The 23,598-nt window shown below is 72.6% G+C and carries 18 protein-coding genes and 2 pseudogenes; 8 read left to right on the plus strand and 12 right to left on the minus strand.

Features of this window, described 5'->3' with window-relative positions:
• Positions 1-50 precede the first annotated feature (50 nt).
• From BS83_RS31065 to BS83_RS31110, 7 genes are all read left to right on the plus strand, one after another.
• Positions 51-428, plus strand: coding sequence for a hypothetical protein (locus BS83_RS31065; RefSeq protein WP_037606738.1), 378 nt, complete (start codon positions 51-53; stop codon positions 426-428).
• Positions 425-3,169: a BTAD domain-containing putative transcriptional regulator gene (locus BS83_RS44420; RefSeq protein ID WP_084714405.1), complete on the plus strand. Its 2,745-nt coding sequence runs from the start codon at positions 425-427 to the stop codon at positions 3,167-3,169. The genes BS83_RS31065 and BS83_RS44420 overlap by 4 nt, the downstream gene beginning before the upstream one ends.
• Before the next feature lie 681 nt (positions 3,170-3,850).
• A complete protein-coding gene (locus BS83_RS31090; protein ID WP_157597380.1) occupies positions 3,851-4,213 on the plus strand; it encodes a hypothetical protein in 363 nt (120 codons plus the stop codon).
• Positions 4,214-4,236: 23 nt separating this feature from the next.
• The gene (locus BS83_RS31095; protein WP_037606744.1) at positions 4,237-4,995 is read left to right on the plus strand and encodes a DUF317 domain-containing protein; all 759 of its coding nucleotides are present in this window, start codon (positions 4,237-4,239) and stop codon (positions 4,993-4,995) included.
• An 81-nt stretch (positions 4,996-5,076) separates the two neighbouring features.
• Positions 5,077-6,240, plus strand: coding sequence for an AAA family ATPase (locus tag BS83_RS31100; protein WP_037606745.1), 1,164 nt, complete (start codon positions 5,077-5,079; stop codon positions 6,238-6,240).
• 47 nt (positions 6,241-6,287) lie between these two features.
• Positions 6,288-8,120, plus strand: a complete 1,833-nt coding sequence (locus BS83_RS31105; protein WP_037606746.1) for a vWA domain-containing protein — start codon at positions 6,288-6,290, stop codon at positions 8,118-8,120.
• A 327-nt stretch (positions 8,121-8,447) separates the two neighbouring features.
• The gene (locus BS83_RS31110) at positions 8,448-8,825 is read left to right on the plus strand and encodes a hypothetical protein (protein WP_157597381.1); all 378 of its coding nucleotides are present in this window, start codon (positions 8,448-8,450) and stop codon (positions 8,823-8,825) included.
• Positions 8,826-8,939: 114 nt separating this feature from the next.
• Here BS83_RS31110 and BS83_RS31115 read toward each other — a convergent pair whose 3' ends face one another.
• The 12 genes and pseudogenes from BS83_RS31115 to BS83_RS31170 all read right to left on the minus strand — a co-directional run bounded on the left by BS83_RS31115 (position 8,940) and on the right by BS83_RS31170 (position 22,509).
• Positions 8,940-11,159 carry a DEAD/DEAH box helicase gene (locus tag BS83_RS31115; protein ID WP_051944379.1) on the minus strand — a complete coding sequence of 740 codons (2,220 nt, stop codon included), beginning with the start codon at positions 11,157-11,159 and terminating at the stop codon, positions 8,940-8,942.
• Between the two features lie 137 nt (positions 11,160-11,296).
• The gene (locus BS83_RS31120; RefSeq protein WP_037606749.1) at positions 11,297-11,995 is read right to left on the minus strand and encodes a MarR family transcriptional regulator; all 699 of its coding nucleotides are present in this window, start codon (positions 11,993-11,995) and stop codon (positions 11,297-11,299) included.
• A gap of 178 nt (positions 11,996-12,173) precedes the next feature.
• Positions 12,174-13,115 carry a C40 family peptidase gene (locus tag BS83_RS31125; protein ID WP_037606750.1) on the minus strand — a complete coding sequence of 314 codons (942 nt, stop codon included), beginning with the start codon at positions 13,113-13,115 and terminating at the stop codon, positions 12,174-12,176.
• Positions 13,112-13,513 (minus strand): hypothetical protein, encoded by a 402-nt coding sequence (locus tag BS83_RS47930; protein ID WP_051944380.1) that lies wholly within the window; start codon positions 13,511-13,513, stop codon positions 13,112-13,114. The genes BS83_RS31125 and BS83_RS47930 overlap by 4 nt, the downstream gene beginning before the upstream one ends.
• Positions 13,514-13,516: 3 nt before the next feature.
• Positions 13,517-13,759 (minus strand): annotated as a pseudogene (locus BS83_RS49005) (replication-relaxation family protein); the annotation flags it as partial.
• Positions 13,760-13,773: 14 nt separating this feature from the next.
• Positions 13,774-14,121: pseudogene (locus tag BS83_RS49010) on the minus strand (replication-relaxation family protein); the annotation flags it as partial.
• On the minus strand, positions 14,118-16,547 hold the full coding sequence (locus tag BS83_RS31135) for a TraM recognition domain-containing protein (protein WP_051944382.1): 2,430 nt from the start codon (positions 16,545-16,547) through the stop codon (positions 14,118-14,120). The pseudogene BS83_RS49010 and the gene BS83_RS31135, both read right to left, overlap by 4 nt.
• A complete protein-coding gene (locus BS83_RS31140; protein WP_232248531.1) occupies positions 16,544-18,205 on the minus strand; it encodes a VirB4 family type IV secretion system protein in 1,662 nt (553 codons plus the stop codon). The genes BS83_RS31135 and BS83_RS31140 overlap by 4 nt, the downstream gene beginning before the upstream one ends.
• Before the next feature lie 116 nt (positions 18,206-18,321).
• The gene (locus BS83_RS31145) at positions 18,322-19,233 is read right to left on the minus strand and encodes a PrgI family protein (protein WP_051944384.1); all 912 of its coding nucleotides are present in this window, start codon (positions 19,231-19,233) and stop codon (positions 18,322-18,324) included.
• Positions 19,234-20,910: a hypothetical protein gene (locus BS83_RS45870; protein ID WP_157597382.1), complete on the minus strand. Its 1,677-nt coding sequence runs from the start codon at positions 20,908-20,910 to the stop codon at positions 19,234-19,236.
• A gap of 143 nt (positions 20,911-21,053) precedes the next feature.
• On the minus strand, positions 21,054-21,338 hold the full coding sequence (locus tag BS83_RS31165; RefSeq protein ID WP_332262358.1) for a pilin: 285 nt from the start codon (positions 21,336-21,338) through the stop codon (positions 21,054-21,056).
• 325 nt (positions 21,339-21,663) lie between these two features.
• Positions 21,664-22,509: a hypothetical protein gene (locus tag BS83_RS31170; RefSeq protein WP_157597383.1), complete on the minus strand. Its 846-nt coding sequence runs from the start codon at positions 22,507-22,509 to the stop codon at positions 21,664-21,666.
• Between the two features lie 471 nt (positions 22,510-22,980).
• On the opposite strand from BS83_RS31170, the gene BS83_RS31175 reads away from it, so the two are divergent.
• Entirely contained in the window at positions 22,981-23,469 is a 489-nt protein-coding gene (locus BS83_RS31175; protein ID WP_157597384.1) for a hypothetical protein, read from the plus strand.
• Positions 23,470-23,598: the final 129 nt, after the last annotated feature.

Raw genomic sequence — 23,598 nt, forward strand, 5'->3', positions numbered from 1 at the left:
CGCGGCGACGCCGGCGTGAGTCGGGCGGGGCGGTGGCAGATGAGGGTTCGGTGACCGCGTTCACCGTCGTCGTGCTGATCGGCCTGTTGCTGTTTCTTGGCATCACGGTCGACCTCGGCCAGGCGCTGGCCACGAAGGTACAGGCGCTGGGGGAAGCCCAGGATGCCGCCCGCGCCGGTGCCCAGGCCCTGGACCTCAGCGCTCTGCGCTCCAGCGGGACCGTGCGGCTGCGCCCCGACGCCGCAGCCCAGGATGCCCGCGCCTACCTCTACCGGGTCGGCGTCCCCGGCATCGTCACCGTCGGCACGGACACCGTCTCGGTCTCCGTCACCCGAACCGTTCCCACCCACTTGCTGACCCTGATCGGCATCACCAGCCTCACCGTCCATGCCGGCACGACAGCGCACGCGAAACAGAGCGGACCGTGAACCAGCCGACCCGCCGCCCCCAACGCCAACCGGTCCGCCACGGTGGACGCCTGCCCTCAGCGCGGTCCGCGGCTGTCCAGGCGTTCTTCGTCGCCGGCCTGCTGACGGCCTTGCCGTGCCTTCTCATCGGCACGCCGCAGCTGTCCGCCGCGCTCTGGAATCATGTGCCCAGCCCGTCTGAGGTCATCGCCACGGCGGAGCAGCCGGTCGACGACCGGCTGCTGTTCGCCGTGCTCGCGCTCGCCGGATGGATCACCTGGGCTGTGCTGGCCACGAGCGTCCTGCTTGAAGTGTTCTGGGCGCTGCGCCACCTTTCCGCGCTACGAGGCTCGACGGGCATCGCGCTCATCACGGCCCGTCGCACGCTCGGGTCGCTGCTGATCGGCGGGATCCTCATCACCCTGCTGACCACCACGCGCATGCCGGCAATGGACGCGTCGGCCCAAGGCAGCCAGGTCAGCCTTGCGCCGACTGCTGCCACGGCGCCGCTGTCCCCCGCGCGGGACGCCACGAGCCCTGACACGGTGAACGTGAGGCCGGGTGACACACTCTGGCACCTGGCTCAGTCACACTTGGGTGACCCCCTGCGCTGGCCGGAGATCTACGCGCTTAATCAGCACAACACCGAGACAGATGGCCGCACGTTCCAGGACCCGAACCTCATCTACCCAGGGTGGAGTCTCCAGCTCCCCGCCCAGCACGATGCCGCCTCTCACCCCACGCCCCGGCCTTCCATCCCGTCAGAACCCGGCAGCTCCCACACCCAGGACGCGAATGCGACGGGTGCGGCCGCGCAGCCGCCAGGCCCATCCGCGTCCGCGCACGCAGTCGGCCAGCGCGCCGCGGGCGTGCGGCTGCCGCGCGACGCCGGATACCTGTCCCTCGCCCTGGCCGCCGCCCTCGGCGTGACCGCGCTGCAGGTGATGCGCCGCCGTCCCGTCCACAGGCCCGCCGGAGTGCCTGTGCCCACTCTCAAAGAGGTCCAGCAGCGCCCCGAGCACCATCCTCTGCTCGCCGATCTGCGCACCCTCCAAGGCCAGGGCCCACTCACACCCGAAGGCGAGGCCGAACCAGGCCTGCCCATCGCGGACCAGTCCGGGAAGCTGCTCACCCTGGACGAGCTGCTGAACACCCAGCCGCTGCACGCCCTCACCCTGACCGGGCCCGGCGCCGAGGACGCGGTCCGAGCACTTCTCCTCCAAGTCCTCGTCGTGCCTGAGCAGTCCGGTGCGCGCGTCATCACCACCGTCGACGACCTCCAGCGACTTGCCGGACTCCGCGCTGCTCCCGAGACCTTGCCGGGGCACGTCCACGCCGCGCAGGACATCGGCATCGCACTGGGGCGCGTCGAAGAGATCCTGCTGGGCCGCATCCGGGACCACGAGGTGCTGCCGGCCGACGAACCGCTCCCGCCCACCTATCTGATCACCAGCCAGGTTCCGCCCGCTCAGCACCGCCGGCTGCTCGCCATGCTGGAAGTAGGCGCCGAAGTGGGTATGTCCGCCGTCCTGCTCCACTGCGCGATCGGCGAAGCCGTCACCGTCGAGGTTCACCACGACGGCACCGCACGCCTGCACGGCGGCGACCCGACCGGCCTGCGCTTCTTCCATCTGCGCGTCGAAGACGCCCACGTGGTGACGCGACTCCTGCACGATGCCCGAGAGATCTCCGAGGAATCGGGCGCCGGAACCCCGGACAAGTCAGACCCGGAACCGGAATCAATCATCTCGCCACCGGGCAGGGAAAGCGAAGCAATTGCTGTGCCCGATGGGCAGGGCGTTGGGGTCAGGGAAAGCGCTTCAGCGGAGACCTCGACGAACGAAGACACGCCGAATTCCGCCGGAGACGACCGGAGAATTCTCTCGCCCAGCGTGCCTATCGTCACGGCACCGGAAAGCAGCCGACCCTCCGCTCAACCGAAAACCGCCTGCCAGGTCCTTGAGCCGCCCGGACCCGCCGGCACGCCGGTCGCGGTCAGGCTGTTCGGCACGTTCAGCGTGACCGTCCACGGCGAAGTCCACCCGGGTCTGTCACGCGGCAAGATCGGCGAAATCCTCGCTTACCTCGCCGTCCACGACGAAGGAGTCCTGGGCGAGAACATCTGGCAGGACCTGTGGCCGGAGCGCGACTCGACCAGCGCCAAGGAGACCTTCCACCGGACCTCCAGCAACGCGCGCAACCGTCTGCGCGAAGCCCTCGGCGCCGGCCCGGGTGCCCAGCTGATCCTCAGCGACGGAAACGGCCGCTGGCGCCTGGACGCACGTCACTTCGCCACCGACCTCGCCGATTTCCACCAGGCCCTGCGCGGGGCGAACACGGCCACTGACCGCGAGCAGCGTCGCCGGGCACGCGAGGAGGCCGTACGCCTGTACAAGGGGGAGCTGTGCGCGGGCGGCACCTTCGGCTGGATCGACGCCCACCGCGAGCACGCGCGCATCCAGGCTGTCGCCGTACACGCGGAACTGGCCCGAACCGCGGAGGGCATCGACCAGGCCCTCAGCCACCTCCAGCAGGCCATCACCATCGCACCCACGGATGAGGCCCTCTACCTGGAGCAAGCGCAACTCCACATGCGCACCGGCAACGTCGCCGCGGTCAGGCGCGCCAAGGATCTCCTGGCGCAGGCGCTGAAGGCGATCGACACGAACCCGACGCCGGCGACCAGCCGCGCCTTCGAGGACCTCCTGCGCTCGCGCCCCCCGGCGCCCAGCGCCTCGGCACGGCAGCGCTCCTCCGGCTGAACCGAATCCGCGAGCGGCCAAGTCCCACACCCCGTCCGATCATCCCCGTCCACCATGGGTATCCCCGACCCCGTCCAATCACAGACGGGATACCCCCCAGAGGCGAAAAACTGCAGGCCACTGGCCAAGCCTCCGGCCTCGGAGGCACCCCGACTCCATACCCGGGGAGCCTATAACCCCCGGTCTTCGCGCGTGGCGGCCCGGCCGGCCCCCAACCGGTGTGCCTCTCCTCGCCTCACCGTGCTCCTTCCCGCTCCCGGGCAGCTCCCCCTCCCTCCTCCTGCTCCCGCGCTAGCCGGCGGCACGGCACCAGCCGGCCGGCGTGCCCGCGCCGGGCGCTTGCGCGCGATGTGGCGCGCCGGGGGCGTCCGGCCTGCCGCGCGCGCCCCTTGTCCGCACTGCGGGCGGTACCGCCTGTGATCGCGTCGCAAGCCGGGGCTCCTGCGACGCTTCGCATCGTCCGCCCGGAATTACTCGACGTAAAGCGTCGTGAATTCGCGAGAATTCCAGCATTTCCCAGCCCTATTCCGGCTCGACTTGTCGCCCGAGGTCGAGCTACCTTCGAAATGTGCCCGGGAGGACCGGGCGGCGGCAAAGAGAAATAATCGCCGCGAATTCCCCAGGAGAATTCCGCCCGGGGAGAGGTGCGCCCTAAACCGGACTCGAAAGATGGAGACGGAAATGAGCCCTGTAAACCGCGACGCAGGTATGCGCCTGGCGCGCCGTGACGACCCCGTCGTCCACATCTGCAGGCACGAGTTCACCGGCACCACCGCCCACGGCCACGACCCGTTGGTGAGCCTCCTGCTGGAGCGCGCGGGGTTCATCCCCCAGCACTTCTTCAACGCGCCCTCCTACCGCCTGCCCTACGACCTCGGCGAGGCGACGCAGGAGCGCATGGCCACCGACGCCGCCCGGATGCTGCGCGCCTGCCACATCGACGTCCGCATCGCCCCGGACCTGGACCGGGACGCCCCTGCCGACCAGCGCGCGACCTGGGCCCCCTGCCCGGTCCACCCCGACCTGCCGCGCCCGACCGCCTGACCCGCCACCAGAGGAGCCACCTCATGAACACCACCAACACCACACCCGACGCCCACCACCCCGAGCCCGCCCTCGACCTCGCGCTGGCGATGGTCACCCCGCGCTACCTGGCCGGGCCCGGCGACCCCAACACCGCACTCGACGCCTTCGACTGCCCGAGCTGGTCCTGGTTCGACGACGACACCGGCAACTGCCACACCTTCTCCCCCTGCCAGCGCCTGTACGCCGGTTTCCTGCCCGAGTCGGGTCGCCTCGCCGAGCGAACGGTCTGGCGCGCCTGGGCCCGGCACAGCCGCCACGACCCCGTGGAGTGGGCTTTCCGCGCGGACGACCACATCCCCGCCGAGCTGATCGCCGCACTCGGCCACGCGGTCGCCCACGACTGGCGCACCTCGCTCTCCGGCGACGGCGCGTCAGATCACCAGATCCCTGGGTTCCTGTCCGGGCCCGGCGACACCGACCCCGTGTGGCACACGGTGAGCGCCCACGGCTGGGTGGTGATCGGCGACGGCGAGGACGGGCGCGACGCCTTCGCCCCAGACGGCCAGGCCCGCCTGTCCTACCGGCCCCGCGCGGACCTGGAGCCCGGCCACCGCGCCTGGACCGCCACCGCACGCCCGGGCCTGGACGGACACGCCATCTGGACCGCCCACTTCACCGCGCGGACCCCCACCCACTACCTCACGGCATTCGCCGACGCCTTCTCCCACCCGGACGGCCTGCTCCGCGAACCCGACCAGACAGGCCGCCACCTGCGCCAGCGCCTCGCCCGCCGCACCTGACCACCCCTCACCCACACGGGGCCGCCCGCCCGGGCGGCCCACCCCCACCCGCTCCTCGCTCGTGAAAGGCACCGCCTGGCCATGACCAACCCCACCCCGCCTGCCCCGCCTGCCCCGACCACCCCGAAGGCCCGCCCCGGACAACTGCGCGCCGACGTCGCCCGCCTCCTCGACCAGCACAACGGACCCGGCCTGACCGTCACCGAGATCGCCAAGCAGCTCGGGCACTCCGGCGGCGCGGTCGGCAACGCCTGCCAGGCCCTCGCCAGCCGAGGCCAAGCCACCCTAACCAGCACCCGCCCCCGCCGCTACAAGGCCACCCCCACCACCCACACCGCAGCCACCCGCATCCCCACCCAGACGCCACCGCCCGGCACCAGCCCCGCCGCGCCCACGCAACCGTCCACGCCCACACCGCCAGCGGCCCCTCCCACGGCGGCACCTGCCAGGCCCGCGCCAGTCCTGCGCCCCAACGGCCAGCACTACCACCCCCGCGCGCTCGCCGGACTCCCCGACGTCGAAGCCCTGCGCAAGCTCCGCGCCGCCAGCGTGCCGGTCCTGCTCTACGGGCCGCCCGGCACCGGCAAGACCAGCCTCATCGAGGCCACCTTCGACGACCTGATCACCCTCGCGGGCGACGGCGACACCACCGTCGCCGACCTGATCGGCGAATACACCCAGGACGACCACGGCGGCTACCAGTTCCAGTACGGGCCACTGGTGACCGCCATGACTGAGGGCCGCGCCCTGCTCATCGACGACGCCACCCTCATCTCCCCCAAGGTCCTGGCGGCCCTCTACCCCGCGATGGACGGCCGCCGCCAGATCCAGGTCAAAGCCCACAAGGGCGAGACCGTCACCGCAGCGGATGGCTTCTACGTGATCGCTGGCCACAACCCGGGCGTCCACGGCGCGGTCCTGACCGAGGCCCTCGCCTCCCGCTTCAGCGTCCAGATCCAGGTCGGCTCCGACTACGACCTCGCCCGTGCCCTGAAGATCGACTCCCGCGCCGTACGGATCGCCCGCAACCTCGCCACCCGCCAACAAGCAGGCGACCTCGGCTGGGCACCCCAACTCCGCGAATTGATCGCCTTCCAGAAGATCTCCGACGTCCTCGGCCCCGACGCCGCCTTCGCCAACCTCGTCGGCATCGCCCCCCTGGAAGACCGCGACCTCATCGCCGAGATCGTCACCAAAGCCATCGGACGCCCCGTCACCGCTCTCACCCTCGGCACCCAACTCTGACCCTCCCACCACCCCATCACCACCTCTCTGAAGGAGCCCCTGCCGCCATGACCAGCAGCCACCGGCACGTCCATCCCAGCCCACCCGCACACCTCGCCGTCGACGGCGATCTCTCCCGCTGGGATGACGACGGCGGCTCCCCACCGCCCGCCTCCCGCCGCACCGCGAACCTGGACGCCCACTGGCTGCGGATCTCCGCCGCCCTCACCGCCCGCCTGCCCGAGCTCGCCGGACGCGACGACGTCATCGTCACCTGCGAAGACGGCACCCGCTCCGGGGCCCCCGCCGCCTTCTATCCCACCCTCGCGGCCCTCGAAATCGACACCAGCGTCTTCAAGCCCCTCCACCCCGCTCGGATCCGCCCCGAACAGGTCGGCGAAGAAGACTGCTACCCCGTCGCGTGGGGCGCGCTGGTCCACGAGGCCGCCCACGCCGCCCACTCCCGCTGGACCACCCCACGCCCGCTCCTCGGCACCGAACTCGACGAAGCCGCGCAGCTCCTGGAGGAGTCCCGCGCCGAACGCGCCCACCTCGCGCGGCGGCCAACCGACCGCCGCTACCTACGCGCGACCGTCCGCACACTGATCCTGGATGACCTCACCGCCGACACCCCCACCACCGTCTGGCACACCGCCCAAGCCGCCGCGCTGATCCTCGCAAGGCGCGACGCCGGAATCCTCGACCCCGACGAAACCCAGCCTCTCGCCCAGCTCGCCGAGCAGATCCTCGGCTCCGACCTCCTGACGGAGCTCACCCGGATCTGGCAGGCCGTCCACGCCACCGCCGACGCCGACGCGGACACGATGCTCGACCACGCCCGCGCCTGGTGCGACGCCCTGAACAACGCGCCCACCGCCCCGCCGCCCACCGGCGACCCGGGCGGCTCCGCCGCCGGTCGGGGCGCGCTGGCCCGGGCCGTCGACCAGGTCACCGGCGCGGTCGCCGCCAACCAGCGGGCGCAGGCCGCCGCCGAACACGCCGTGCGGGCAGCGAGCGCCGCCCGCGCGGCGGCCAGGACCGAGCAGGCAGGTCGGCAGCGCGCCGCTACTGCGACCGCCAAGGCCGTCTTCGCGCCCGGAGCCCGCCCCCACCTGCCCGCCAGCGCGGCAGGCGGCGGCTTCCGGGCCCGCTCCCCCATCACCGGCAGCAGGCCGCCGACCAGCGCCGAGCAGCGGGCCGCCGCCACCCTCGCCCGGGCGCTGCGGCAGGCGGCCTACCGGGCCCGCACCGACAGCGTCACCACCAGCGCGGCACCACCCGGACGTTTGAACATGCGCGCCGCCCTCGCCCGCGACGCCCAACGCGCCGCAGGAGCCACCCCCACCGCCCAGCCCTGGGTCAGCACGCAGCGCCGCCACACCCCCAACCCGCCGCTGCGCGTCGGCATCGCCGTCGACGTGTCCGGGTCCATGAGCGCCGCCACCGCCCCGATCGCCTCCGCCACCTGGATCCTCGCCAAGGCCACCGCCCTGACGGACCCCGCCTCCCGCGCCGCCACCGTCGCCTACGACCTCGGCCTGACCGCCGTCACCGCACCCGGCCGCACCCCTGCCCACGTCACCGAGTTCCGGGCCACCGGCGCGGGTCACAGCCTGGCCGAAGCCATCGACGCCCTCACCGCCGGCCTCGACCTCACCCGGCCAGGCGCGGCACGGCTCCTCGTGATCGTCTCCGACGCCCGCTACTTCCCCGACGAGACCGACCGCGCCGCCCAACGCATGAAGCACCTGGGTGCGGCTGGCTGCGCCCTACTGTGGATCACCTTCCACCAGCACACCACCCCACCCGCCGGAGCCACACTCCTCGAGCTCGCCGACCCCGCCCGCGCGGTCACCGCCATCGCCCGCGCCGTCACCACCACCATGGCCGCCGCACGCTGATATCGGCTGCGGGCAGACCGGTGGGACGGCCCGCAGCGAATCCGTCGAACCCTCGGCACCGGCCGCGCCGCTGATCGACTGATGCCTGCGCCGAAGGCGTCGATCGCCGACACGCACGCCAGGCCGCGAGGCCAGCCAGGAAGACGACGGCGACGAGCGGACCACGCAGCGGGCGTCATGGCCACCCGCGCGACCCAGGTCCGGCCCGACTCCGTCGGCCGCGCCGGTGGGCCGCCGCACGATCTGGTGAACGTCCGGTCCGACCAGTGACGGCCCGACGGCCGGATCGGTTGGACCGGCATGCGTTCCCGACTCGTCACCGCCGCCGTGACCGCCGCCCTGCTCCTGGCCATCGCCGACGGAGCCCGCGCCGCCGGCCCGCAGCAGGTCGATCTTGACGTGAGCACCGGTGACGGCACCACGGCCGGGCACGCGACGCTCTGGGTCAGCCGCGCTCTGCACGGAGGATTCGACGTCGAAGGTGACATTACGGATGCCTACAACAGCCGCGGCTGCGTCACGTTGTCGGCCGTCGAGCTGCACGCCGGCCTCACAACCGGTGGCGACGCCGTCGCCCGCGTCTGCCGGGCAGGTGAAACCGAGCATGTGAGCTTCCATACCGGACACCACGCCGTCGTCCTCAGTGTGATCGAGCCGTGGTGGGCACCCAACTGGGACAGTCGCACCGTCACCCTGCACGGCTGACCTGGAATCCGAGCAGCTGCGGAAGTGGGCACCACCGTAGCGTGCACCGGAGGGTCGGCACGGTCCGACGACACGGGCCGAAGGCCGGGTGGAGCCGACTCACCTGGCACCGCGTCAGTCCCTGGGGGCTGAGGCGATGCGGGCCTGTTCTTCGTCGACGATCCTTCGCGCCAGGCGGGTGTCGGTGGTGTCGAGTGCCTCGGGGCTGGTCTGGGCGGCGTTGCTGCGGCGCACGAAGGCGTCGAAGAGGTGCTGCTTGCGGTCCAGGAGATCGAGGAGGCGTTGGTCGACGCTGTTCGTGGTGAGCAGGCGGTGGACGCGGACACGGCGTGTTTGGCCCATGCGGTGGGCGCGGGCCACGGCCTGGGATTCGAGTGCGGGTTTGACCTGCGGTTCGCACAGGATCACGATGCTCGCGGCCTGCACGTTCAGGCCGACGCCACCGGCCTGGATCTGGGAAAGCAGCACCGCGGGGCCGGCGTGCGTGGTGAAGGCGTCGACCGTCTGCTGGCGTCCGGCCGTCCCGGTCGCACCGGACAGCGGCCCGAAGACGGCCGGTCCCGTACCGCTGTCGCCAAGGGCGTTGGCGGCGGTGGTGAGGACGTCGCGGTAGAAGGAGAACACCAGTACCTTCTCCCCCGCCGCCGCAGCCTCGGCGATGAGCTCGCACAGCCGACCCAGTTTCGCCGACTGGGCAGGGTGGGCGTAGGCGGCGCGGCGCATGGCCTGGAAGTTCCCCGCCAACACGGCCTCATGGTAGGCGGCGTGGTCGGCGGGGCTGAACTCGGTCCACTCGTCGGTGTGCACGGCCTCGGGGAGTTCGGTGAGGACGTCGGCCTGGTTGCGGCGCAGATAGGCGGGTGCGACCGCACGACGGAATGCCGCCGCGCCCGCCAGTTGATCGCTGGCCTGCAGACCCGCAGCCAGGTCGGGCTGGAGGCAGGAGAGCAGGTCGCGGAACTCGCCGACGCGGTTTTCCATGGGCGTGCCTGTCAGGAACAGCGCCCGCACACTGAGCTCGACCAGGGCCGTGACGTGTCGGGAGCGCTGAGCGTGTGGATTCTTGACGTAGTGGGCCTCGTCCACGACCGTCATCGCCACCGCCGGTGCGGCGGTGGACGGTGCGGCCGTTGGTGTCTCTCGGGTGGGTGCGGGTCCGGTGTCGCCAGTGAGGTGGTGCAGGGTCTCGAAGGTGGTCACGGCTACCCCGCCGTGCTCGCGCCAGGAGTCGTACGCGGTCCTGCGGTCGGGGCCGTGGAGGCGGAATGCCGTCAGGGTGGAGCGGGTCTCGATCTCGCGAAGCCAGTTGACCAGCACGCTCGCGGGGCACACCACGGCGAAGTGCTGTTCCCCGCTGGCGGCGAGGTGGGCCAGCGCGGCGATGGCCTGGACGGTCTTGCCGAGCCCCATTTCGTCGCCGAGGATCACCTTGCGGCGCGCGAGTGCGTAGCGGGCTCCGAAGGCCTGGTAGCCGCGCAGCGACACGGTCAACCTGCTCACGTCGAGCGGCTGGGCGCGGACCTGGGCGGCCAGGTCGCGGGGCAGGTGTCCCGCGGTCGAGGCCGCGTCGGCCGGCCCGGAGTCGGTGAGCTGGCCGAGGACGGTGTAGAACTCGGCGGGTCTGGTGACGAACACTCGCCAGGCCTCGTCGGTCGAGGTCGGGCGGCGCTGCAGGTCGGTGACCGCCCGGGCCAGCGCCACCGGCGCGCGGGTGCGGTTCGCGTCGTCGAGCAGCGCCTCCAGGGAGGCGAGCGCCTCGCGTGCCCCGGATCGGCGCTCCGCGCGGGTGAAGCACCAGCGGGTCCGGCTGTGCGCGGGAGCCGCCGCCGCCAGAAGTCGGTTCAGCGTCACTGTCAGCGCGGCTGCCTGTCCGTAGGCGGCGGGGAGCGACGGCCCGGCCTGGACGAACGGGTGGAGCGCGGTGATCAGGGCGCTCGCGGTGTCGGTGCGCCGGTCCGGGTCGATGCGCACGGCGGTGGCCTCGTGCGTCGCGCGGGCGAGCGCCCCTGCTGCCGCTTTCGCCCGGGCGGCGGTGGCACACCCGACGCCGGGCACACGCAACAGCTCCTCGGGTATGGCCTCGTGGACTCGCCTGACTGTGCCGAGGCCCGCCGTCTCCAGTGCTTTGACGCGGAGCCGCCCTCCGGTGATCTCGCTGAGCCTCGCGACGGGGATCTCGTCCAGCGCGGCGAGCACCCGCTGTTCCCGCAGCTGCCAGGCGCACGAGCGCACACGGTCCGCCGCTGCCCGCTGTTCGACGAGCACCTGCCCTGCCGCTTCCGCGAGTTGCTGCCCCCGCTCAGTGACGGTCTTGTGCCACCGGCCTTGCCCCACCTTGGCCTTCCCTCTCGCGCTGCCGCTGCCGCGGACCCGGCGCGTCGTCGTGCCAGCACCGTTGACCGACCTCTTCCGGTGGCCCGGGGTGGGCCGAGCGCGTCTGGCGCTTCGCCCCACCCCGGGGTCCGGGTGGTTCAGTCCTGCGTCGAGGCCGAGGTGGCTCGGTAGGTGCGGGGCTTGGCCGTCACCATCTCCGCCTCTCCCTGGTTGACGAGGGTCACCAGCGCGTTGGCTACGGCTCCGGAACTGCGCCCGAGCTGGCGGGCGATCCTGGTGGGCGAATGTGCCGCGCCCGGGCGATCGGCCAGGTAGCCGTGCACCAGGTTCCGAAGTCCGCCTTGGCCCAGTCGTCCCGTCGGCGGCTCCGCGCTCGGCTCCGGTGTCGGCTGCGGCTCGGTCTCGGTGGCCTCAACAGGACTGGCTTCGTCGGTGCCGCTGCTGGCCTGTTCCAGCTGCTGCTCCGGGCACGCCGGTTCGCTGTGCGACTGCGCGTCGGAGAAGGCCGTAGCGTCGTCGGGCGCAAGGGATGGCGCGGACGCGGTGGTCGCGTCGGTCTGGTCCGGAAGGTTGGTCGTCTCCGGGTCCGGCGAGGTGGCGGTGGTCTGCCAGTGGTCAGGCAGGCGGCGGTTGCCCTCGCTTCCACCCGGCGTGCGCCGGGCGAGGCCGTCCTGTTCCATCTGCTTGAGCAGCTTGCCGGTGGTGGACAGGCCCGCGCTGGCCGTTCGGGACAGCTCGGCGGCGGTGCTGCCGGGCGCGACGTGCAGGGCCGCGTAGATGCGGGCGGCGGCGGGGGTGAGGCCGTCGGGGGTGTCGGGGGCGGTGTTGCGGGTCATCGGGACCTCCGGTCGCAGTGGTGCTGTGGACGGTCCCCGGCCGGGGCGGCTCCGGGCGGTGGCCACCGCGTTGGTCCGGGCCGTGGTCCATCGATCGCTCTCAACCCGGGGACAAGTCAAGTCGGTTCGACCATGTCGGCACCGTTCGGGTGTCCGCTGCACGGTGCGGGCGCGGTGTTCAGCGTGTGCCGGCCGGGCGTGTGACGCCGACCATGCCGGGCCCGATGTGTTCGAGGCGGGTGCGGGCGCCGGTGTGCGGGGCGTCGATCATGTCGGTCGGGGTGGCGGCGATGCCGACGTGGACGATGTGGGCGGTGTCCGTGCCGAAGAAGACGAGATCGCCCGGCTGGAGGGCGGTCCCGGGTGGGAGTTTGGGGCCGTGGTCGTACTGCTGTTGTGCCGTGCGCGGGAGTGGGATGCCGGCGGCTGCGTAGGCGGCCTGGGTGAGGCCGGAGCAGTCGAAGGCGCGGCCCGGGTTCTCGGCGCCCCACTGGTACGGGACGCCGAGTTGGGAGCGGGCGTAGGCGAGCGCCCGCCCGGCCGCGGGCCCTGAGGTCGTGACCGCGGCTGGGGCGGCACCGTAGGCGCGGGCGCTGTCGAGGACGTGGGTGACGTAGCTGTGGTCGTGGTTGTAGGCGTAGATCGCGCCGGGGATGTCGCGGCCTCCTCTCGCACCGTTGGCGCACAGCAGGCGGGAGGCAGCGTAGACGGCGTCGGTACGGTCCCAGGGAGTAGGCGGGGCGGCGCCGCCAGGTGGGACGGGCCGGATGTAGCTGGCGAAGGTGTCGGGTTCGAACTGCATGGGCCCGAGAGCGCCGGCGCTGGAGACCTGATCGCGGGCACGGCCGTGGTCGGATTCGACCTTGCCGATGGCGGCGAGCACGGTCCACGGCAGGCCGGGGCAGGCCGCGGCGGCCTGCTGGTAGAGCGTCAGCATCGCGGCCGGGATGTCCGCCACCGCGGCGCTGCTCGGGGCTGAGACGCCGGAACCTCCCAGGCCGCCGGTGGCAAGGGTGAGCAGGGTGGCGAGGACGGTGACGGTTGCGGCGGCGACCAGGAGCAGGGCACCGCCGCAACCGGTCCCCACGCCCACGGCCGTGCGCGCGGCAACAGTGGTCATGGAGCGGTGGCCTTCGATTCGGTGGCGTGTGCGGGGCCGAGGGGGTGCGGGGCCGGCGGGCCTGCGAAGGCCTCGGCGGCGCACCGGCGCGCCGCTGCCGTCTGGTCCTGTCCGGGCAGGTCGGCGAGCCGCTGCCGGTGAGCGGGGCGGCCGAGGCGCAGCCAGACCTGGTTGGTCGGGTGGTGGGCGGGGCCGCCGGGGTGGGTGTAGTCGCGGGCGGTGGTGGCGACGTCGACGGTGTCGAGGGCGGGGTGGGTGGCGAGGTGCTGGTGGAGGTGCGCTTCGCGCCGGACCGCCGGGACGGTGAACAGGATCAGGGGGCGTCCGCCGAGGGCAGGAGCGGCGTCGGCGTAGGCGTCGAGCTTGGCGGCCAGGCGTGCGTGGGGTTCGGTGCCCATGTCGTACTCCAGGAAGAAGCCGACCGTGCGGCCACCGCGGCTGAGCTGTCCGTGGGCGTCGGGGCGGATCAGGTCACCCCAAGCGCGGGCGCAGCGGGTCTCGGACCACCACGCGTCCAGGCGGCCCAGGTCCGGGCGCTGGCGTGTAGCGGCGACCAGGGAGGTGAAGAAGCTGGTGGCGCCGAGGTCGTGGGTGAGGGTGGGTGAGTAGGCCGTGCGGGTGAGCAGGTCGGTGCTCCAGCCCAGGGCGGTGGGGTGGTGGCGTGGCGGGCGGCGACGACGTCGGCGCCGGTGCGGTCGAGGAGGTAGTGCTCGCGGGCGGTGCCGCGGGAGGTGCGGGGGCGGAAGGAGTCCAGCAGGTCGAGCCGGTACAGGGTGAGCAGGCGCCGGTTGGTGTTGCGCTGGCTGTTGTTCCACAGGGCGTTGACGTGGGCGGATGTCAGGACGGTGTGTTCGGCGAGCATGTCCAGCAGCCACACGTCCCGCTCGGTCAGCCGGGTCAGCAGCGTGGTCAGGCGGCGCCGGCTGCCGGCCGGGGATGGGGTGTGGGCGGGGCGGGGTCCGCCGCGCAGGAGCGGGGCGACGGCGGGGCCTCGGCGGGGGGTCATGGGCGCGGTCCTTCCTGCCCCGTAGGGGCCGGTTGCGGGTGGCGGGTGGGGCCGTAGTTCGCGCGGGACGCGGCGCGGGCGGCGAACTCCCGGCCGGGAACCGCTGCCGGGAGCGGGCGGGTGGCCAACGTGAACGCCGACTGGTCGGCGGCGTGGACGACGAGTCGGGCGGCGGCCTGGAACGCGCCGAGGTGGGCCAGGTCGTGTGCGCCGAGGAACGGTGCGGTGTGGCGCTCCAGCTGGCGGGCGTCCTCGGGCGAGCAGTTGAAGAGGATCTTGTTGCGGGCGTTCGCGGAGATGCCTTCGCGCAGATCGCCCGGGAGCTGGGCGAGATTCTGGTGGGCCAGGACCAGGGAGAGGCGGTAGCCGCGGGCCTCGGCGAGCATGTCCTCCAGCGGATAGGGCAGCGTGAGGAAGTTGTGGCACTCGTCCAGGACCAGCGTCGCGTCCCGCCGGGTTTGCTCACCCGAGGCGGCGCGGCGGGCGGCGGCCTGCCAGGTCTTGGCGACGACGAAGGAGCCCAGCAGACGGGCGGTCTCCTCGCCGAGGACCCCTTTGGGGAGTCTGACCAGGGCGATGCCGCCGTCGAGGACGTCGGCGAGGTCGAAGGTGGAGGCGCCGGCGGCGATCGTGTCGGTGACGAAGGTCCGCAGCAGGAACGCGCGGAGCTTGTTCATCAGCGGGCCGGTGATCGTCGCGCGCGTGGGATCGGAGAGTTGCTCGTACCAGGTCCAGAAGCCCCGCAGGGTCTTCTCGCCCGCGTCCAGGCGGGCGACGGTGCGCTGGCGCATCGCGGTGCTGGTCAGCAGCAGCGGGATGTCGGCGAGGGTGACCGGCTGGCCGGGCAGCTGGGTGTGGATGAGGGTGAGGCAGGCCGCGCGCATGACGTCGTCGGTGCGCGGGCCCCAGAATGCGGTGAAGATGCGGCGGAAGATCCCGACCAGGTTGTCGACGACGACGTCGGCGTCGCTGCCGCCGGTCTCCAGGACGTTCAGGCGCGGCGGTCGCGCGGCATCCGCCGGGTCCAGGATGACGGTCCGCGGCAGCGCGTGCTCGGGCAGGCGGGCGAGGATGTCCAGGACCAGGTCGCCTTTGGGGTCGACGACCAGGGCGCCGCGGCCGGCTCCGGCGTCGGCCAGTACGAGGTTGGCGAGGAGCGTGGACTTGCCCGAGCCGGTGGCACCCATGACGTGGAGATGGTGGCGTCCGTCCGCGACCCGCAGTCCGATCGAGCGGGCAGGTCCCAGGTCCGCGCGGCCGAGCGCCTTCACCTCGGGACCGGGTTCAGGGGTGCGGGCGGGTGGCAGGACCTTCCGGGCGCCGGCCCGGGCCAGCCCGGGAGCGCCCGGGTCGAGCGGCAGGTGGGCGACGGCGGACAGTTCGGGAACGGACAGCAGGTCACCGCGGAGAGGGAAGTGGCGCTGGGCCAAGGCCTGGGCCGGGTGGTGGAGGCGGTGGCGGGCGTACCAGTTGCGGGCGGCGTAGACCGCGAACGCGGAGGCGACCTGGTGCGCCCGGCCACGGGCACGTGCCTCGGCCTCGCGTCCGGCGGCGTCATAGGAGTCGCCAGGCGTGGCCTGGGTGGTGACGGCGTAGCGGATCGTTGTGTCCCACAGCGGGGCGGTGGTCTTGGTGAGGGCGGCGCGCAGCTGGTCGGCTCGTTCGGGATCACGCTGGCTGGGGGTGCCGCGCTGGGGCTGGTGCGTGAGCAGGTCGAGGAGCCGGCCGGGTCGGGCGGGAGCGGTGCTTCCTTGCTGCAGGGACCGGAGTTTGCGTTTCGCGCGACGTACGCGCGTGCCGGTGGCGGGGCGAGCGAGGATCTGGACAGTGACGTGTTCGCCGTCGGTGAGGTTCTGGCCGGCGCCGAGCAGGGCTCGCAGCGGGTCCGCATCATGGCGGTGCTCGATGGGCAGGATCTCGGGGCGAGCGAGGCGGAGCCGGCCGCCGGTCGCCACCGTGTGCTCGGGCATGGTGAAGGCGTGGCCGGGCAGCAGGTGGGTGTGGGCGCCGGGCCAGGCTGCTTCAACCGCGCGCTCCAGGAGGCGCAGTGGAACGCTGCCGGGTGCCCACAGGCGCAGGCTCACCCCGGTCGTGGTGAAGCGGTACTCGAACGCGAGGTGGGACTGCTGGCCGGCGAGGCGTCGCCACCTGGGACGCAGCAGCCCGCGCAGGTGCGCCCACAAGGCGTTGGCGCCGGCCGGGTCCACGGTTGGCGGGACCAGGATCTCCAGGCCGTGTCCGGTCCGCACCAGGCGGCGCTGCGCGTGGTGGTGGCCGAGGATACGGCCCGCGGCAGCAGTACCCGCGGCCGCGGTCACGGTGAGGAGCGCGACGGGCCAGGCGTGGGCGGCGAGGTCGGTCACCGTGGTGAGTGGCGTGTGGGGATCGAGGAGGGAGCGGCCGATGATGCCGCCGTCCCCGTTCACCGGGTGCCTGCGAGCGCAGCGGTGGGCTGTCCGATACCCGTGGTGATCAGTTCCTCTTCTCGTGGGGAGGCGATGCTGCGGAACGCGGCCCGGCGTCCTGGCCCCGCACACAGCAGGGCTTCGCCGCGCTGGGCGGCGAGTAGGTAGGCCGCCTCACCGGCGGAGAGCCCGAAAGCGTCGGCGACGGCGTCGATGGCCTGGGGGGCCTGGCGGAGCAGGATCTGCGTGGCGGCGTTGGTGACGACGGCCTTGCCCAGGTCGGTGGCCAGCAGGTCGGCGGCGTCCTGGGTCACTACGGCCAGGCCGGCACGGTGCTTGCGGGCTGCTTTGGCCATGGTGAATAGGAACTTCGCGCCCTCGCCGTCGCGCATCAACAGCCATGCCTCGTCCACGACCACCAGCCGTCGGCGTGGGTTGGCCGCGTTGCTGACGGTGCGCCAGATGCGGTCGAGGGCCAGCAGCGTCCCGGCGGCGGCGAGTTCGTCGGGCAGGTCGCGCAGGCTGTAGACGGTCAGGTGCCCGCCCTGCGCCTGGGTGGTGGGGGCCTCGAACAGCTCCCGGTGCGAACCGGTGGTGTAGGGGCTGAGTTGGTCGGCGAGCGGTTCGGCCGAGGCGTCGGCGGCCTCGGTGAGGGCGGTGGCGAGGTCGGCGAGCAGGGGTGCCGGTCTGGTGTGGGTGCGCGGATCGGCGGTGATCCCGCGCCGGTGGTAAGCGGCGAGGATCGCCTTGTCCAGCAGTGCCTTCAGCGCTCCGGTGAACTGCACACCGAGCAGGACCTGCAGGAAGGTGTGGGTGAACAGCGCGCGGCGGTTCAGCGCCTGGGGTCCGTCCTCGGGGGCGAGGTCGAGCGGGTTGAGCCGTACGCCTGGTGCGCCGAGCCGCACGACCGTGCCGCCTACGGCGTCGGCGAGCGAGGTGTACTCGTCTTCGGGGTCGACGACGTGGACCTGGACGCCTTGGTAGAGGGAGCGCAGGACGTCGAGTTTGGTCAGGTAGGACTTGCCCGCGCCGGAGCGGGCCAGGGTGACGGAGTTGTGGTTGTCCAGGCTCCAGCGATCCCACAGCAGCAAGCCCGAGGCGCTGGCGTTGACCCCGTACAGCACCCCCGACGCGCCCTGCTGCTCATCGACACGGGTGGCGGGCATGTCCGGGGAGCCGAACGGGAAAGCGGCCGCCAGGGACGCGGTGTCGAAGGTCCGCGTGACACCGAGCTGATCGGTGCCGAGCGGCAGGCACGTGGTCCAGCCCTGAAGGGCGCGCCAGGTCGCGGGGTGGACGCGCAGCAGCATGGACTCCGCCAGGGCGCGTACGGCGGAGACCTCGTCGGCGAGCTCGTCCGGGCCCGGAGCGTAGACGGTGAGGTAGAGGCCGGTTTGGAAGAGCTTGCCCTCGCCGCGGGCCACCCGCCACGCGAGTTCGGCGGCGTCGATGGCCGCCGCGTCCGTGGTCGGGTCGTCGAGCCGGCCGTGCTGCGCGGTGGCCCGGCGGTGGGACTCCAGGCGGGCGCGCTGTCTGCGCAGCCGGTCGGCTGCCACCTGCACCGGGACGGGTGTGATGTGGAGGGAGACGTCCAGGCGGCCCGGGTAGCCCAGCAGCGGGTCGAGCCAGCCCGGTGCCACCTCGGCGGGATAGCCGGTCACGATCAAGGTGGCGGCCACGTGGTCTCCAAGGCCGATCCGGCGGGCCTCCACTTGCACGCTGTCCGGGCCCAGACCCTCAACCACGCTGTCTAGCACGGGTGCTGCGCCACGCAGATGGGCGTGCCGGTGGAGGTTCATCGTTCTCCTTCGAGGGTGACGGGCTGCCCAGGTACGGCGGGCCGTGGGTGCGGTGGGGTGTCGCTGTCGCAGGCGGCGGTCAGGGCGGACCATGCGTGATGGGCGTCCAGAACGTGGGCGCCGACTTCGGCGGCGGCGAGCAGCGAGCTGCTGTCCGCCGCCCGGCGCATCACTCGCTGCCGTGCGGCGTCGTCGGCGCTGTCTTCGCGGTGGATCAGCAGGACGTCGCGGGCGAGCAGGTCGCGGCCCTCGCTCAGGTGGGCGAGGAAGTCGGCGTGCTCGCAGGCGGCGTCCTCGAGCAGCGGATGCGGCAGCGTGGGTGCGCTCTCGCGCAGGGCCGCGATCAGCGGTACCAGGTCCAGTCGGCGCGTGCGGACCAGGATCTGTACCGGACCGGTGAGGGCGTTGAGCCACCGGCCCACGGCGGCAACCAGGGCCCGCTGTTCACCCATGGTGCGGAGTGTGAAGTTCACCGTGTCCGTCCGGGAGAGCACCGCGCAGCCGTGGGGCAGGGTGAGGACACCGTCCTCCTCGATGCCGGTCACCGGCAGGGGGAGTTCGGCCAGACCGTCGGCTGTTTGCATGAGCGGGGCGGGTAGGAGGTGGTGCGGTGCGCGGTGGTGGCGCAGCATGTGGCCGAGCCACCGGTCCATGCCGATCCCGTCGCGGCAGCCGAGGACGACCGCGGTGCTGACCGCTGCGACCGGCAGGGCGCCGATCGCGAACAGGAGCGGTGGGAGCACGGGGCGGCTGGCCTGCCACAGCGCCCACAGAGCGAGGCCGGCCAGGGCGAGTTGGAGGAGCTGGCGGGCGGTCAGGTTCCAGGCGAGCTTGTCGCTCTGCTCGACGTCAGCGGGGATCTTGACCAGCGGGTCCCACGACTCAGGTTCCGGGTCACGGCGGTTCACTCAGGGCTTCCTTCGTTGTCTCGGAGAGGGTTGCGGGCCGCCAGGCAGCGGCGGGGCGGGCAGCGCGGGGCGCGGCACGGGCGGCGGAAGAGCAGGGCGGGGCCGTGGCGTGGTGGGCGGGTGCGGCGTTGCTGGGCGAGGGCCTCCTCCGCCCGGCCCTGGTGGTGGTGTCGGGGTGGGTTGTGGGGTCGGCTGCTGGCCGCCTGCTCCTGTGGGCAGCGCGGGCCGGAGCGGCGCGGGCGGCGCCGCGGGCCGACGACTGGGCGAGGCTCTACCTGTGCTTCCGGGCTGGGGTGGGACGTTGCGGCGCGGTGTCCCCCATTGGTAGCTCGGCACGCCGGGGCCGCTGCCTGGCGGCATCGGGCCGCCTGCGGGCCCGCTGGGGTGCGGACCCGCGCCGTGGCCGGGACGCGGGCCTCCCGGCGGGGTGCCGGGGCCGCCTCGTCCTGGCGCTCCACCTGGGCTCGGCGGGCGGGGCCGGCCAGCTCTCCCAGGCGTGCCCGGTGGCGTGGGCCCGCGGGGGTTTGCTCTACTCGGCGTCCCCGGCGGTCGGCGTGGTCCCCGCCCGGGCATCCCGGACCGTCCTGGCGCGCCGGGCGTGCGGAACCGGCCGCTGATCTGCGCGCCGAGGGCGTACGGGCCGAGCGGCAAGCCGAGGGCGCCGAGGGCGACCTTCTGCAGGAGGTGCAGGCCGCCCCTGCCGCCGACGGTGCGCTGGACCGGGTTGGTGACCAGGTGCCGGATCCAGCCGGGGATCTTGACCAGGAGGTAGAGGCAGCCCCCGAGGACGGTGAGGTTGATCAGCGCGCCCGCGGTGGGCGCGCCGAGGAAGCTGTAGTTGCCGCGGTCGAGCAGGACTTTGACGGTGACCAGGAAGACCACGGACTGCAGGACCTGGATGCCCATGATGCCGAAGAACGCTTTCCACCACAGTCGCGCGGCACCCTCCGTGGCCGGCGAGCCGTGGCAGGCCAGCAGAAGCGGCGCGGCGACGACCAGGACGAGAACGCAGGCGATGCGGATCAGGACGGTGGCCACGACCGCGACGGCGATCACCGTGACGGCGAGGGCAAAGACCACGAGGTAGAGCGGCCCAGTGGTCGGGTTCCCGTTCAGGAGCATCCCGGTGAGCGTTCCGGCCAGGTCGTCGGCCGTGATGACGTCGCCGAAGACCGCTGCGCTGACCGTGTTCACGAGCCCGATCACCTGGTGGCAGACCGTCAGCGACAGGTTCGCGGCCAGCATCCCCAGCACGAGACGCGGGATGAGGTCGCGAGCCGCCCAGCGCTGCTGCACCGTGCCGTGGCTCATCGCCAGGATCCCGGCGGCCAGCACGGCGAGCCCGTACAGCGAGCACGCCAGCACTCGCAGGCCTTCCCAGAGCCCGGCTACCCGCGGGATCTGCGTGACGTCCGGGGTGGACAGCAGCAGGTGAGCCAGGAGGTTCATCACAGGCACCACGAACGGCTGCAGCAAGCTGGCGAGGAAGGACGCGATCGCGTCCTTAACCTCGCCCGGGATGTCGAAGAGTCCGGTCGCGTTCGGGTCGGACGGAGTGGCCGGCTGGACCAGCCCGCCGTTCGGCGGCGGCGCGGGCTTCCCCGAACCCTGCCCGCTCGGCGTTCCGGTGACTGGGGCGGGCGACGGTCCCGGAGCTGGCGCAGGAGCCTTTCCCACGCTGCCTCCGGCTGGTGGCGTGGGTGGTGCTCCGGCCGCGGGCTGCGGCACCCCCGGATCAGCGACCGCACTCGCCTGAACACCCACGAGGGCAGACAGGGAGAGGATGGCGAGGACGGTGAGACGAAGGAGGCGGCCGCGCCTCACGCGCCGACCATCTTCTTCAGCACCGTCACGATCACGGGCGCGAGGATCGCGAGCATGTAGCCCTGGCCGGCACTCCTGAGTGCTCCTTTGGCCTTCTCAACCTCTCCCGGGTCGCCGCCCGCCATCAAGTAGCGCGCGCCGCCGATCGTGAGGAACAGCGTCGCCAGTCCGGCCAGCAGGCCGACGATCCAGTTCGTGATGTTCGAGATCGTCTGGTCGATCGTCGCCACCGCGAGGACCGCGCTTGCGGCACCCGCGGCACTCGCGGCGGGGCTGCTCACGGACCAGCAACCGACGGACATGGTTACCAGGAGCAGCGCCCGGGGCGGGCGTCGGGGGCGGGGGAATCGGAATCCGGGCATGCGGGAACCTCCACGACGATGCGGGCGGGGAGTGGGGGCCGGGTGGTGCCGCCATAAGCGGCGGCACCACCCGGATCGGCAGGGGAGGCGCGGGGTTGCGGTGAGCCCCGGGGTGTCCGTCGGGCCTTCACCTCCCTCGAAGGGGTCGTGAAGGACCAGGTGCGAAGTGTCAACGTCCGCGGCGCGGACCCCGGGAGCACCACAGTCGGCGATTACTGATGCCGGCTGGCATGGCCTCTCACCCTCAAGAAACGCAATTTCCGGCCCGATCCAAACGCTCGAAATTCAATTCGACGTCCTCGCTGGACAGTCGGCCGGACGCGATCGCCCCTGCGAGTTTGCGCTCGGTGCGGGTGCGCAGCATGAACAGGCTCTCCCGCGAGCCGCCCAGGAGCCTGGTGACCTCGGCCATCGGCATGCCGTTCAGGCGGGTCCAGGCGACGATCCGCGCGCCCTTGGCGGTGATGATGCCTTTGCGGACCGCGAACGCGAGCAGCTGCTCGGGCTGGACCCGCTCGCGCTGCGCGGCAGGAACGTGCTCCAGCTCCACCTCCGTCTCCCGCACCCGGGAGGCTCGGGTGAATGCGGCGCGCGCCGCCCGCTCGGCAGCCCACAGAAGGCGGGCCGGGATCCGGGACGGGTCACGCCGCCAGGTCCCGTCCGCCTGCATGGCGGCGAATTGCTCCCAGAAGCCCCCGAGCACGATCATCTGGATCTCTGCGCGGTCCTCTGGGCTGGCCGTCCGGACCGTCTGCGCCCATCGCATGCTCACGCGGGTCAACCCGGGCAGGGCCATGCCGACCACGGCCAGGCGCCAGTCCTGTCCTTCACGCCCGCCAAGCTCGGCCAGTTCGAGCAGCCTCGCCCACACCGCGCCGCGCGTCGGGTGGCCGAGGGCCGGGCGCAGCAGGAGGGCGCGCAATGCCACCACGTCGACCGGCTCATCCGGCAGACCCTCGCCCAGATCAGCGGTCTTCATCTCCAGCGGCACCGGCCGTTCCGTCAGCGCGCGGAACTCCCGCGCCACCTGCTCCAGCGGGTACAGCACTCCAGCGGCAGTCATGTCGCGATCCCCTTCGTCGAAGGCCACAAGCGACCCCGACGGGCCGCCCGGGCCTATCGCGCCGAAGCCGCCTCCTCCGCACCTCCGCCCCGGCCCCGCAGCACCTGCCGATAACCTCCGGCGGGCATCTGATCCACCTCCCAGCAGAGGCTGTTCCCGATCGCCGGTTGCACCGGAGGTCCGCCTTGACCTGCGCGCCCACGACACCGCCGTCACAAGATCCCGAGGCGCAGACCCTGTCCTCGCGAGCAACGAGATTCCTGTTCTTCGGCGCTCGCACCGAACGGACCGCCGCAATGATCGCGAGGGAGCGTCGGCTGCCCGCCCTGGCGGCCTGCCGGATCGCCGCCGCAGCGCTGGGGTGCGCCCGATCACCGCCCGACCTAGCCTGAAGCAGTGAAAGGCATGAGGGTCGCTGTAGCAGCGGCGGGCACCTTGGCCGTCGTTGTGGCCTGCTCGTCCGCTGTCACCTCTCAGTCGGTCAACCCGACTCGCACGGTGACCGCGACCGTCACTCGCCAGGCCGCACCCACCCCAACCAGCGCGCCCACGCACACGGTCCCGCCGACCAGCGCGCACACAGTGCAGCCGACGGCGACCGTCACCGCCACCCCGCCGCGCGCCACACCAACCTCGCGGGGTGACTCGTCCGCAGCGGCGACCAAGGTCGTGATCTACGGATGCGACGGGCAGCCGATCGGCCAGCCCCCGATGTTCATTCTCGCTTGCGGCGATGCGGGCGCGGCACTGCAGAGCCTTACCTGGACCGGCTGGGGAGGACCCGTCGCAACCGCCACCGGCCAGCTGCGCCAGAACACGTGCGTACCGAACTGCGCCGCCGGCGGCGCCGTTACCTATCCCGCCACCGTGACGGTCAGCGGCCTCACAAGCGGCCGCTACACGAGCATGCACATCACCGCGCCAGGCGCCCCCGCCCCCAGCTCCGACTTCAAGCTCACACAAAACGGACCGGTCATCAGTCGCTGACCTGCCTGCCCGACGACCACCCCACAGGCTTCGAATCCGTGTCCGCCCTGGGATGGGCGGCGCACCTCGATGCGGCACGGCGACCAGCCACCTCCGCCGCACCTCCGGTCATCCTCCGGTTCCACAAGC

Origin of the sequence: Streptacidiphilus rugosus AM-16 (genome assembly GCF_000744655.1) — a bacterium.
Lineage (GTDB): Bacteria > Actinomycetota > Actinomycetes > Streptomycetales > Streptomycetaceae > Streptacidiphilus > Streptacidiphilus rugosus.

What these genes read in the sequence shown, in the direction of transcription:
- BS83_RS31125 (WP_037606750.1), bottom strand. Translation starts at nt 13,115, where the DNA reads ATGACCACTGTTGCCGCGCGCACGGCCGTGGGCGTGGGGACCGGTTGC.
- BS83_RS47930 (WP_051944380.1), bottom strand. Translation starts at nt 13,513, where the DNA reads ATGGGCACCGAACCCCACGCACGCCTGGCCGCCAAGCTCGACGCCTAC.
- BS83_RS31100 (WP_037606745.1), top strand. Translation starts at nt 5,077, where the DNA reads ATGACCAACCCCACCCCGCCTGCCCCGCCTGCCCCGACCACCCCGAAG.
- BS83_RS31120 (WP_037606749.1), bottom strand. Translation starts at nt 11,995, where the DNA reads ATGACCCGCAACACCGCCCCCGACACCCCCGACGGCCTCACCCCCGCC.
- BS83_RS31095 (WP_037606744.1), top strand. Translation starts at nt 4,237, where the DNA reads ATGAACACCACCAACACCACACCCGACGCCCACCACCCCGAGCCCGCC.
- BS83_RS31090 (WP_157597380.1), top strand. Translation starts at nt 3,851, where the DNA reads ATGAGCCCTGTAAACCGCGACGCAGGTATGCGCCTGGCGCGCCGTGAC.
- BS83_RS31105 (WP_037606746.1), top strand. Translation starts at nt 6,288, where the DNA reads ATGACCAGCAGCCACCGGCACGTCCATCCCAGCCCACCCGCACACCTC.